General features: G+C 71.7%; 10 protein-coding genes. 9 read left to right on the forward strand and 1 reads right to left on the reverse strand.

Annotation, left to right across the window (positions count from 1 at the left end):
• The first annotated feature begins 103 nt into the window (after window positions 1–103).
• The 7 genes from PATMI_RS0114060 to PATMI_RS30155 all read left to right on the forward strand — a co-directional run bounded on the left by PATMI_RS0114060 (window position 104) and on the right by PATMI_RS30155 (window position 9,649).
• The gene (locus PATMI_RS0114060; protein WP_051471639.1) at window positions 104–1,051 is read left to right on the forward strand and encodes an LLM class flavin-dependent oxidoreductase; all 948 of its coding nucleotides are present in this window, start codon (window positions 104–106) and stop codon (window positions 1,049–1,051) included.
• On the forward strand, window positions 1,048–2,259 hold the full coding sequence (locus PATMI_RS0114065) for an acyl-CoA dehydrogenase family protein (RefSeq protein ID WP_026911350.1): 1,212 nt from the start codon (window positions 1,048–1,050) through the stop codon (window positions 2,257–2,259). Before PATMI_RS0114060 ends, PATMI_RS0114065 begins: the two co-directional genes overlap by 4 nt.
• Window positions 2,256–3,374 (forward strand): acyl-CoA dehydrogenase family protein, encoded by a 1,119-nt coding sequence (locus tag PATMI_RS0114070; RefSeq protein WP_026911351.1) that lies wholly within the window; start codon window positions 2,256–2,258, stop codon window positions 3,372–3,374. The genes PATMI_RS0114065 and PATMI_RS0114070 overlap by 4 nt, the downstream gene beginning before the upstream one ends.
• A gap of 28 nt (window positions 3,375–3,402) precedes the next feature.
• Window positions 3,403–4,875: an aldehyde dehydrogenase gene (locus tag PATMI_RS0114075; protein WP_036725866.1), complete on the forward strand. Its 1,473-nt coding sequence runs from the start codon at window positions 3,403–3,405 to the stop codon at window positions 4,873–4,875.
• Between the two features lie 66 nt (window positions 4,876–4,941).
• Window positions 4,942–5,931 carry a GTP 3',8-cyclase MoaA gene (gene moaA / locus PATMI_RS0114080; protein ID WP_026911353.1) on the forward strand — a complete coding sequence of 330 codons (990 nt, stop codon included), beginning with the start codon at window positions 4,942–4,944 and terminating at the stop codon, window positions 5,929–5,931.
• A 112-nt stretch (window positions 5,932–6,043) separates the two neighbouring features.
• A complete protein-coding gene (locus tag PATMI_RS30150; RefSeq protein WP_084269950.1) occupies window positions 6,044–8,269 on the forward strand; it encodes a molybdopterin-dependent oxidoreductase in 2,226 nt (741 codons plus the stop codon).
• 60 nt (window positions 8,270–8,329) lie between these two features.
• Window positions 8,330–9,649 carry an ankyrin repeat domain-containing protein gene (locus tag PATMI_RS30155; protein ID WP_084269951.1) on the forward strand — a complete coding sequence of 440 codons (1,320 nt, stop codon included), beginning with the start codon at window positions 8,330–8,332 and terminating at the stop codon, window positions 9,647–9,649.
• A gap of 40 nt (window positions 9,650–9,689) precedes the next feature.
• Here PATMI_RS30155 and PATMI_RS0114095 read toward each other — a convergent pair whose 3' ends face one another.
• Window positions 9,690–10,043: an ArsR/SmtB family transcription factor gene (locus PATMI_RS0114095; protein ID WP_026911354.1), complete on the reverse strand. Its 354-nt coding sequence runs from the start codon at window positions 10,041–10,043 to the stop codon at window positions 9,690–9,692.
• Between the two features lie 76 nt (window positions 10,044–10,119).
• Here PATMI_RS0114095 and PATMI_RS0114100 point away from each other — a divergent pair, with 76 nt between their 5' ends.
• Together PATMI_RS0114100 and PATMI_RS0114105 are read left to right on the forward strand one after the other, a co-directional pair.
• A complete protein-coding gene (locus PATMI_RS0114100) occupies window positions 10,120–10,512 on the forward strand; it encodes an arsenate-mycothiol transferase ArsC (protein ID WP_026911355.1) in 393 nt (130 codons plus the stop codon).
• Between the two features lie 70 nt (window positions 10,513–10,582).
• Window positions 10,583–11,995, forward strand: coding sequence for an arsenic transporter (locus PATMI_RS0114105; RefSeq protein WP_026911356.1), 1,413 nt, complete (start codon window positions 10,583–10,585; stop codon window positions 11,993–11,995).
• Window positions 11,996–12,152: the final 157 nt, after the last annotated feature.

Here is a 12,152-nt window from a genome sequence, read left to right on the forward strand (position 1 = left end):
ACTCCTGGATCAGGGCGATGGCCCTATTAAGCCCGCTGGAGCGACCGACGGTGATCACAAAGAGGCATCGGCCTCGGAATCCGCGGCGTCCTAGGCTTGCCCTGTGTCCTCGACGTCGCCTGCCCCGCCCGGAATCGGCATCAACATCCTGAGCCCGCGGCTCGCGGACCGGACGCCGGAGGACCGGCGCGCGGTCCTGCGGTCGATCGGAGAGTCGGGCATCGACCACATCCACATCGGCGACCACGTCAGCTTCCGCAACGGGACGGGCTGGGACGGCCTGATCTCGGCCGCGATGCACCTGCACCTCCAGGACCTCGTCCCGGTGCACCTCGGGGTGTACCAGCCGGTCCTGCGCCACCCGGTGCTCGTCGCCCGTGAGCTCTCGACGCTGATGGAGCTCGTGCCCGGACGCCTCGTGCTCGGCGTCGGCGTCGGCGGGGACGACCCGGCCGAGGTCCGGATGTGCGGCGTCAACCCGAAGACGCGCGGTCGTCGGATGGACGAGCACCTGCCGATCCTCCGTGCGCTCCTGGCCGGCGAGCGCGTCACGCACGACGGCGAGTTCTTCCAGCTCGACGACGTCTTCATCGGCCCGCCGCCGGACCCGGCGATCCCGATCCTCATCGGCGGCCGCTCGGACAAGGCGATCCAGCGCACCGGCCGTCTCGGCGAAGGCTGGCAGGGCATCTGGGTCTCCGCGGACCGCTTCGCGCAGACGATCGAGCAGGTGGAGCAGGCCGGTGCGGACGCCGGCCGCGGGGACGTCGCCTGGCGGCACCAGATGATCATCTGGTGCGGCCTGGGCAAGGACAAGGCGGCGATCCGCGAGTCGGTCGCCCACGAGATGAAGGCGATCTACGGGATCGACTACGAGAAGTTCGAGAAGTGGTCGCCGGCCGGCACGCCCGAGGACCTCGCGGAGTTCATCGCCCCGTACGTCGAGAAGGGCTGTCAGGACATCAGCCTCATCGCCCACGGCGAAGGCCTCGAGGAGACCATCGAGAGCGTCGCGCACGTCAAGAGGCTGCTCGCCGGGGTGCATGCATGAACCTCGACTACACGCCCGAGCAGCTCGCGTACCGCGAGGAGGTCCGGGCCTGGGTGGACGCCAACAGGGCGGACGCGCCGGCGCTGCACGGCCAGTGGACGGACACCGCCTGGATCGCCGGGCGCCGCGCCTGGCAGGGCGCGCTCGCCGACGGCGGGTACGCCGGGGTCACGTGGCCGCAGGAGTGGGGCGGCCAGGGCCGCAGCCCCGTCGACCAGGTGATCGTCGACGAGGAGCTCGTCCGCGGCGGCGTGCCGAACATCCTCGACTACATCGGGCTGGGCATGCTCGGGCCGTGCATCATGGCCCACGGCACGAGCGAGCAGAAGCAGCGCTACATCGGGCCGATGCTCCACGGCGACGAGATCTGGTGCCAGATGTTCTCGGAGCCCGCCGCCGGCTCCGACCTCGCCGCCCTGCGCACCTCGGCGAAGGCCCAGGACGACGGCACGTTCGTCCTCGACGGCCAGAAGGTCTGGACCACCAACGCGCAGTTCGCCGAGTTCGGCCTCTGCCTCGCCCGCACGAACCCGGACGTCGTCAAGCACAAGGGCCTGACGATGTTCGTCGTGCCGATGGACACCCCGGGCGTCTCGGTCGTCGGCCTGGAGCAGATCTCCGGCGACGCCGAGTTCAACGAGGTCTTCCTCGACGGTGTCGTCCTCGGCCCCGAGCACGTCGTCGGCGAGGTCGACGGCGGCTGGGCCTGCGCCCTGACCGTGCTCATGAACGAGCGCCTCTCGATCGGCCGCGACGTCACCGGCTTCCGCATGGACGTCGACCGCTTCCCGCCGCCGATCGCCGCCGACGCCCACGCGCGCCGCGACCCGGAGGTCCGCCACCGCCTCGGTGACGCGAGCGTCGACCTCCTCGCCGTCCGCTTCAACGGCCTGCGCGCGCTCACCGCGCTCCAGCAGGGCCAGGTGCCCGGTCCCGAGGCCGGGCTGGCGAAGCTCACGATGGTGGAAGCCGCCACGCGCGCCGCCGACCTCGTCGTCGATGTCCTCGGCCCGTCCGCGCTCGATCCGACGAGCGAGTGGTACCACGTGGTCTCGTACCTCCCGGGCTTCCGCTCCGCCGGCGGCACGGCCGAGATCGTCCGCAACACCGTCGGGGACCGCGTCCTCGGCCTGCCCCCCGAGCCGCGCTCGGACAAGGGCGTCCCGTTCTCCCAGACCCGCTCCGACGGTGCGGTGGAGGCCCGATGAATCTCGATCTGACCGACGAGCAGCGCCTCCTGCGCGGCTCCGCCCGCGACCTCCTGGCCGGGCGCGGGACGATCGCCGCGGCCCGCGAGGCGATCACGGACCCGACGAAGCTCCCCGATCTCTGGTCCGTCGCCGGGGAGATGGGCTGGGCCGGCCTGCTCGTGTCCGAGGACCACGACGGCGTCGGGCTCTCGGCCTTCGACGCGATGCTCGTGTTCACCGAGCTCGGCCGGGTCCTGGCCTCGGTCCCGCTGCTCGGTCATCTGACCGCGTCGGTGCTCGCCGACCGCGCGGACGGTGCGCTGGCCGCCGTGCTCGCGGACGGCACGCGTCGCGCTGCCTTCGTGGCGGCCCGTCCGCCCGGCGACGTCGTGGACGGCTGGACCGTGGAGCGCGAGACCGGCACCGGGCGCGTCCCGGCCCCGGTGCTGGCCGCCGACGGCACCCTCACCGGCGCCACCGCCTGGGTCCCCGACGCTCCCGGGGCCGACGTCCTGATCGTCGCCGCCACGCGCGAGGACGGCAGCCCCGTCGTCGTGGTCGTCGAGGCCGGCGACGCGTCGGTCCGCGAGGAGCGCACCTACGACGCGACCCGCAGCGTCGGGCACTTGACCTTCGACCACAGCTCGGCGCGCGAGCTCGACGGCCTCGGTGCCGGAGACCTCGCCGGCGCCTGGTACCTCGCGCAGTCGCTGCTGGCCGCAGAGGCGCTCGGCGCCGTGGAGACCGCGCTCGAGATGGCGGTGACGTATGCGAAGGACCGCATGACGTTCGGCCGGCAGATCGGCTCGTACCAGGCGGTCAAGCACCAGCTCGTCGACGTGCTGAAGGCGCGCGAGAACGCCTACTCGCTGATCGTCTACGCCGGTCTCGCGCACCAGGATCTCCCGGAGGAGCTGGCGCTGGCCGCCAGCGCCGCCCGCGCCGGGGCCGGCAAGGCGCTCGACCTGGCGTCGCGCACCTGCATCGCCGTCCACGGCGGGATCGGCGCGACCTGGGAGCACGACGCCCCGCTGATCTTCCGCCGGGCCCAGATCAGCCGCCGCCTGCTGGGCGGGACCGACGACGCGACCGACCGCGTCGCCGAGCGCGTCCTCGCCGGCGCCACGACGTAGCCCCGACCACCGACACCGAGGACCACCGATGAGCACCGCCACCGAACTCGACCTGACCTACGACACGCTCTACATCGGCGGCGAGTGGGTCGCACCGTCCGGGAACGACCGGATCACCGTCACGTCGCCGTCGACCCTGCAGACGATCGGCGTCGTGCCGGACGGGACGACGGCGGACATCGACCGCGCGGTCGCCGCCGCGCGCGCCGCGTTCGACGACCGCACGGGCTGGTCCTCGTGGGAGCCCGAGGAGCGGCAGGTCGTCCTCAACCGGTTCGCCGACGAGATGGACGCGCGGCTGGAGGACACGGCGGTCCGCACCTCGTCGCAGAACGGCATGCCGATCGCGATCGCCCGCCAGCTCGAGGGCGGCTTCCCCGGGATGCTCCTGCGCTACTACGCCGACGTCGCGGTGAAGCAGGAGCGCGAGGAGCACCGTCCCGGGCTTCTGGGCGGCACGTCCGTCGTCCGTCGCACACCGCTGGGTGTGGTCGGCGCGATCGTGCCATGGAACTTCCCGCAGGCCCTGACGTTCCTGAAGTTCGGTCCGTTGCTGGCCGCGGGCTGCACCGTCGTGCTGAAGCCGTCGCCCGAGACGGTCCTCGACGCCTACACGATCGCCGAGGCCGCCGAGGCCGCCGGCGTCCCCGCCGGCGTCGTGAACATCGTGCAGGGCGGCCGGGAGGTCGGTGCCTACCTCGTCGAGCATCCCGGCGTCCAGAAGGTCGCCTTCACCGGCTCGACGGTCGCCGGCCGCAAGATCGGTGAGGTCTGTGGGCGCCTGCTGAAGCCGGTCACCCTCGAGCTCGGCGGCAAGTCCGCCGCGATCGTTCTGGACGACGCCTCCCTCACGGACAAGATGGAGCAGCTCTTCGGCTGCATGCTCATCAACAACGGCCAGACCTGCTGGCTCAACAGCCGGATCCTGGCGCCGAAGTCGCGGTACGACGAGGTCGTGGACACGCTGTCCGCCCTCGCGAACGGCGTCACGATCGGGAACCCGCTGGACGACGGCACCCAGATCGGGCCGGTCGTGTCGCAGGTCCAGCGCGACAAGATCGAGGGCTACATCCAGAAGGGCAAGGACGGCGGCGCACGCGTCGCCGCCGGTGGTGGCCGTCCGGAGGGGCTCGACGGGTACTACGTCCAGCCGACCGTCTTCGCCGACGTCGACCCGAACTCGGTCATCGCACAGGAGGAGATCTTCGGGCCGGTCCTCTCCGTGATCCCGTACGACACCGTCGACGACGCCGTCGAGATCGCCAACGGCACGGAGTTCGGGCTCGGCGGAACCGTCTGGACCGAGGACAAGGAACGTGGTCTGGCGGTCGCCCGCCGGGTCCAGACGGGCACGATCGGGATCAACTTCTACGTCAACGACCCGGGCTCGCCGTTCGGGGGCGTGAAGGCCAGCGGCCTCGGCCGCGAGATGGGTCCGGAGGCCCTCGGGTACTACCAGGCGATCCAGACCGTCTACCTGGATCCGCCGAGCCTCGGATGATCATCGGTCGCCGCCCGGTCGTCCGTGGCTGATCCCCGCCCGGGCCGGACCGCCTCGCCCGCGGAGATGCTCGGCGGGCTGCTGGTGGACGGGTTCGGTCGGGTGGTGCGGGATCTGCGGGTGTCGGTGACGGACGTGTGCAACCTGCGGTGCACGTACTGCCTGCCGGAGTCGGGGATCTCGTGGCTGCCGAAGGACGAGCGCCTGGACGACGACGAGACGGTCCGCCTGGTCGAGGTGCTCGCGGGTCTGGGGGTCCGGACGGTCCGGATCACGGGTGGTGAGCCGCTGGCGCGGGCGCACCTGCCGGCCCTGGTCGAGCGGCTGGACGCGGTCGACGGGATCGAGGAGCTCTCGATGACCACCAACGGCGTGCTGCTGGCGCGGCACGCCGACGCGCTGGTGGCGGCGGGGGTGTCGCGGTTCAACGTGTCGATCGACTCCGTCGACCAGCGGCGGTTCGCCGAGCTGACGCGTCGCGACCGGCTGCCGGCGGTGCTGGAGGGCATCGCGGCGCTGGACCGTCACGACGTGCTCGTGAAGCTCAACGCGGTGGCGTTGAAGGGGATCACGGAGCACGAGTGCGTCGACCTCGTCGCGTTCGCCCGCGCGCGGGGCCTGCAGCTGCGGTTCATCGAGGTGATGCCGCTGGACGCCGACGGTGCGTGGACGGAGGACCACGTGTTGACGGGTGAGGAGGTCCGGGCGCTGATCCACGAGCGCTGGCCCGTCGACGCGCTCGAGCGCGAGCCCTCGTCGACGGCGCGGGTGTTCCGGTTCCGGGACGGTGGTGGCGAGGTCGGGTTCGTGTCGTCGGTGACGCAGTCGTTCTGTGGTGACTGCGACCGGTTGCGGTTGACGGCGGACGGGCAGCTCAGGACCTGTCTGTTCTCGCACGACGAGACGGACCTGCGCGGGGCGCTGCGGTCGGGGGCGTCGGACGCGGAGCTGGTGGCGATGATCCGGCGTGCGGTGGCGGGGAAGCAGTGGGGGCACGAGATGCACAAGCCGGGGTTCCGGCCGCCGGACCGCCCGATGAGCGCCATCGGCGGCTGACACGCACTGCGGAGAACCCGAGACCCGCGGAGCGCGTCCTGCGTCCATCCGCCGACCGATGCCGATCCGTGATCACCCTTGCGTGCCTCGTACGCGAGGCGTAGAACAGCCCATGGTCGAGAAGCGCGTGTGGTGCGGCATCTGCGAGGCGTCCTGCGGTCTGGTCGCCACCGTCGAGAACGACGAGATCGTGAAGATGCGGCCCGACCCGGACCACCCGCAGTCCAAGGGCTTCGCGTGTCCGAAGGGCATCCTCTTCCCCGAGGTCCTCAAGGATCCCGACCGCCTGCGCGACCCGATGAAGCGCCAGCCGGACGGCACGTTCGAGAAGGTCGGCTGGGACGAGGCGCTCGACGACATCGGCCGGCGACTGAAGACGATCATCGACGAGCACGGCACCGAGTCCGTCGGCTGCGGCCTGGGCAACGCCAACGCCTGGAACTACGGCGCGTTCCTGACGCTCTTCGGCATGGCCACGGCGCTGAAGACGAAGCACTACTACACGGCCTCGTCGATCGATATCAACGGCTACTGGGTCGTCAGCCAGCTGCTCTACGGCAACAACCTCACCAACCCGTTCCCCGACTTCGCACGCACCGACTTCGCGCTCGTCGTCGGCGCCAACCCCGTCGTCTCGCACGGCTCGATGGCGACGATCGGCAAGATCCGCGAGGCGATGCTCGACATCACCGAGCGCGGGGGCCGGGTCGTCGTGGTCGACCCGCGGCGGACCGAGACCGCGCGGCTCTTCGAGCACCAGCCGATCCTCCCGGAGGGCGACGTCTGGCTCATGCTCGGCCTGCTCCACACCATCGTCGACGAAGGGCTCGAGGACCGCGCGCGCATGACCGAGCAGGCCTCCGGGGTCGCGTTCGCCCTCGACCTGGTCCGCGACGTCGACATGGACCGCGTCGCCGCCGAGACCGGGATCGCGGCCGACGACGTCCGGCAGCTCGCCCGCGACTTCGCCGGTGCGCGGTCCGCCAACCTCTACGGTCGCTGCGGCGCGTCGCTCGGGCGCTTCGCCTCGCTGACGAAGTACCTGATGGACGTCATCAACGTCGCGACCGGGAACCTCGACCGGCCCGGCGGGATGGTCTTCGGCCGGCCGATGGTCGACCTCGAGTTCATGACGAAGATCCTCGGCGCCAGCGGCTACGACCGCTGGCGCACCCGCGTCGACGGCATCCCCGAGGTCATCGGCAGCTCCCCGTGGGCCACGTTCCCACGGGAGGTCGCGACGCCCGGGAAGGGCCAGTGCCGCGCGATGTTCTGCGTCGCGACGAACGCCGCGATGACCTCGCCCGACACGGAGGCGATGGAGGCCGCGTTCGAGAGCCTCGACCTCTTCGTCTCGCTCGACCCGTACATCACCGAGACGAACAAGCACGCGGACTACGTGCTGCCGCCGAAGATGCTCTACGAGCGCGAGGGCTTCCCCGTCTTCACCCAGTCCCACAACGCGGTCCCGCACGCGCAGTGGACCGAGGCGATCGTGTCCGGTCCACCGAACGTCCGCGACGACTGGCGGACCCTCGACGACATCTGCAAGCGCGTCGGGATCGTGCCGTCCGGCGCACCGGGTGCGCAGCTGATGGGCAAGATCGGCATCCGGCTCCCGCCTAGTCTGGGCGTCGACCTGTTCATGCGGATCGGCCCCGACGGCGACCTCTTCGGTCTCCGTCGCCGGGGGATCAGCCGCAAGAAGCTGATCGAGCGGGGTGGTCCGATCACGTTCTCCGACCACTGCCCGACCGGCGTGATCAGGAAGAAGATCCACCACAAGGACAAGCTCGTCCACCTCGAGCAGCCCATGTTCGCTGGCGAGCTCGAGCGGCTGAAGGCGATGCGGACCGCCGACCCCGAGCACCCGCTCCGGATCTTCTCGATCCGCGAGCTGCGGTCGCAGAACTCGTGGCTGCACAACGTCGACAAGCTCATGACGGGAAAGCGCTCCTGCCGCCTGCGGATGAACCCCGCCGACGCCGACGAGCGCGGGCTGCAGGACGGCGCCGAGGTCCGCATCACCTCGCGCTGGGGCGCGATCGAGGTGCCGGTCGAGGTCACCGACGAGGTCATGGCCGGCTCGGTCGGACTCAACCAGCACTGGGGCCACAAGGGTGGCTGGCGGCGCGCCAACGCCGCCGGCGGCGCCCGCTACAACGACCTCGTCCCGAACGATCCCGCGCTGATCGACAAGGTCTCCGGCAATGCCTGGATCAACGGGATCGGTGTCAGCGTCGTTCGCGCCCCGGCGGCGCCCGACGCGGCCGAGGCCGGGGGAGAGGTCGACGTCGTGCAGGTTCCGGCGAGCGTCGGGCAGGGCACCACGACCTGAGCGGACTCCGCGGACGGCGGTGAGCCGTCCGCGTCCTGGCATCCTTCGAACAGGACTGCCATGAACCTCGAGGATCTCCGCAAGCGCGCGAAGGACCGTCTGCGCGAAACCCGCAGGACCGACCCCGGTACGCGGCTGTCGCAGGCGCAGCGCGAGATCGCCCGGGAGCAGGGGTTCTCGAGCTGGCCGCGGATGAAGGCGTACGTCGACCGGCTGGCCGCGAACCCCGAGGTGCTCGAGCTCGCGTACCACGACGAGCCGGACTACTACGCCGAGCGCGCCGAAGGGCTCCTCGCCTCCGCGCTGGACGCCACGCCGCGCGCCGTCGCGGCGTTCGACCGGGCACGGATGCCCCTGAGCGTCGACGGTGCGCGAGCGGTCGTCGCACGGGCGCACGGATTCCCCAGCTGGCCGGCGCTGCGCCGCCACGTCCGCGGGCTGCGGACGTCGGGCGAGCCGTTCCACCGGGCGTGGGTCGCGATCGAGTCCCACGATCCGGACGGACTCCGGAGCGTGCTGGAGCGCTGGCCCGACGTCGCCCGCGCCGAGGGCACCAACGGCAACGACCTGGTGGCCATGGCGACCTCGACCTGCGACGAGCGCACGGTCGGGCTGCTGCTGGAGGCCGGGGCGGACCCGTCGCACCAGAACGCCCACGGCTGGACGGCGATGCACCAGGTCGGCTCCTCCAACGCGGTCCACCTCCTGCAGCTGCTCCTCGACGCGGGCGCCCGGACGGACCTCTCCGGTCGCGGCGACGGCGGGACCCCGTTGGTCGCGGCGCTGTTCTGGGGGCACCGCGAGATCGCCGACGCCGTGGTCGCCGCGCGGGGTGTCGAACCGGTCAACCTCCGCGCCGCCGCCGGAGCCGGCGATCTGGCCCTGGTGGAGCACCTTCTCGGGACGCCGGCGGCGGGCGAGCACCGGGGCTTCTACCGGCCGCACTCGGGATTCCCGGCCTGGCGACCGACGAACGACCCGCAGGAGGTCCTGGACGAGGCGCTGGCCTACGCCGCGCGCAGCGGCCGCGATCACGTGCTCGAGCCGCTGGTCGACGCCGGCGCCCGGGTCGACGCCGACGTCTATCGCGGCACCCCGCTGATCTGGGCCGCGTCGTGCGGGCGCGCCGGCGCCGTCCGCCGGCTCCTCGACCTCGGGGCGGACCCCATGGGCCTCGGGAGCTACGGCGGTGAGCGCCACGGCCGGGACGTCACGCCGCTGCACCTCGCCGGCGCCGGGGGCGACGAGGAGACCGTCCGCGTGCTGCTCGACGCCGGCGCACGGACGGACGTGCTGGACGGCCACGGGTACGGCACGCCCGCGAGCTGGGCGCGCCACGACGGACACGCGCAGCTCGCCGAGCTGATCGAGAGCGCCTGACGGATCGCGCGCCGAGACCGGGCGGTCCGGCGCCGAACGGTCAGCCGAGCCAGGCGGAGAGCTCGTCGAGCGCCTCGGGGAGGACGTAGTAGTAGGCCCAGAGGCCCTGGCGCTCGCTGTCGACGATGCCGGCGGCGCGGAGCCTCTTGAGGTGATGGGAGAGCGTCGGCTGCGCGATGTCGAAGAGCGGGACGAGCTCGCAGACGCAGACCTTGCCGGCGTGCCGGCGCAGGACGTCGACGAGCTGCATCCGGATCGGGTCGCCGAGCGCCTTGGCGACCTCGGCCAGGCGCGCGGCCTGCTCGCGGTCGATGTCCGGGAGCACGACGGGCTCGCAGCAGCGCTCGCCGGCGGCGCGCTTGGTCTTCGGTGCGAGCTGCAGATCGACCGTCATCGAGCCGACACGCTACCCGAAAGATCGACGAACATCGATTGCATAGATGCTCGTCGATGGATACGGTGCGCGGCCCATGAGCAACGTTCTCTTCGTCTGCCTCCAGAACGCCGGTCGCTCCCAGATGAGTCAGTCGCTCTTCGAGCGCGCCGCCGACGGCGCCCACGAGGGCCGGTCGGCCGGCACCACGCCGGCGGACCACGTCCATCCCGAGGTCGTCGAGGTCATGGGCGAGCTCGGCATCGATCTCCGCGACCGCACCCCGCAGCTGCTCACCCGCGAGACGGCCGAGTGGGCCGACGTCGTCGTCACGATGGGCTGCGGCGACGCGTGCCCGTTCGTGCCCGCAGTCCGCTACATCGACTGGGAGCTGCAGGACCCCTCGGGGCAGGACGTCGACCGCGTCCGGCGGACCCGCGACGAGATCGATCGGCGGGTCCGCGCCCTCCTCGACGAGCTCGACGCATGAGGTCGAGCGGCGGCGTCCCCACGACGCGACCCCGGCGACCAGCCGTCCGCCGAGGCGCGGAGACCCGCTGATGCTCGTCCTCGCGATCGCCATCTTCCTGGCGACCCTCGCGTTCGTGATCTGGCAGCCACGCGGCCTCCCGATCGGGTTCAGCGCGCTGGCCGGCGCCGCGGTCGCGATCGCGGTCGGCGTCGTCTCGTTCTCCGACGTCCCGACGGTCTGGGACATCGTCTGGAACGCGACGATCACGTTCGTCGCGGTGATCCTGATCTCGCTGATCCTCGACGAGGCCGGGTTCTTCGAGTGGGCGGCCCTGCACGTCGCCCGCTGGGGGAGGGGCGACGGCAAGCTCCTCTTCACCCTGATCATCGTGCTCGGCGCCGCGATCGCGTCCGTGTTCGCGAACGACGGTGCCGCGCTGATCCTCACGCCGATCGTCATCAACATGCTCGTCGCGCTGCGGTTCTCGCCCGCGGCGTCGCTCGCCTACGTCATGGCGTGCGGGTTCATCGCCGACGCAGGGTCGCTGCCCCTCGTGGTCTCGAACCTCGTCAACATCGTCGTCGCCGACTTCTTCGACATCACCTTCGGCCGCTACGCCCTCGTGATGGTCCCCGTCGCGATCGCCTCCCTCCTCGCGTCCCTGACCGTCCTGCGGCTGTGCTTCCGCAAGGCGATCCCCAGGACCTACGACATGGGCCTCCTCGGCGACCCGACCGCCGCGATCGAGGACCCGCTCGTGTTCCGCGCCGGCTGGGGCGTCCTCGGTGTCCTGCTCGTCGGGTACTTCGTCGCCGATCCCATCGGGGTCCCGATCGCCGCCGTCGCCGGCACGTGCGCGGTCGTCCTCGTCCTCGTCGCCGCCCGTCGGCCGACCACGCTCTTCGCGCGTCCCCGGAGCCCCGCCGACGCCGACGCCGACGCCGACGCCGTCGCCGACGTTGCCGCGGCCCCCGCAGTCCTCACCGCAGGCGGTAGCCGACCGACGCCCACGATCGACGTCGTCTCGATCGTGCGCGGCGCGCCCTGGCAGGTCGTCCTCTTCAGCCTCGGCATGTACCTCGTCGTCTACGGCATGCGCAACGAGGGCCTCACCGACGATCTCGGCGACCTGTTCCGCACGTTCTCCGACTCCGGGTCGTTCGGCGCCGCGTACGGCACCGGGTTCGTCGTCACCGGGATGTCGTCGGTCGCGAACAACATGCCGACCGTCCTCATCGCCTCGCTCGGCGTCGACGCCGCCGGGGCCTCCGGCCTGCCGCACCAGCTCATGGTCTACGCGACCGTCATCGGGGCGGACCTCGGCCCGAAGATCACCCCGATCGGCAGCCTCGCCACGCTCCTCTGGCTCCACGTCCTGGACCGCAAGGGCATCCGCATCGGCTGGGGCACCTACTTCCGCGTGGGCATCGTCCTCACCGTCCCCGTCGTCGCGATCACGCTCCTGACGCTCGTCGGGTGGCTCACGCTCATCGGGGCCTAGCCGACGGGCCGTCTTCTGCCTGCGCGGGCCGTCCCGGTGGGCGGCGGACGGTGGCGGCGGAGCCCTTCACACGATCTTGATGGCGGCGCGCGCGTCCCCACACGGGGTTGACGGCGGCGGGCGCACCGTGGATGAATGGATCTCCTCGCCGTCGGCA

It is taken from the genome of Patulibacter minatonensis DSM 18081, from assembly GCF_000519325.1.
GTDB lineage: Bacteria > Actinomycetota > Thermoleophilia > Solirubrobacterales > Solirubrobacteraceae > Patulibacter > Patulibacter minatonensis.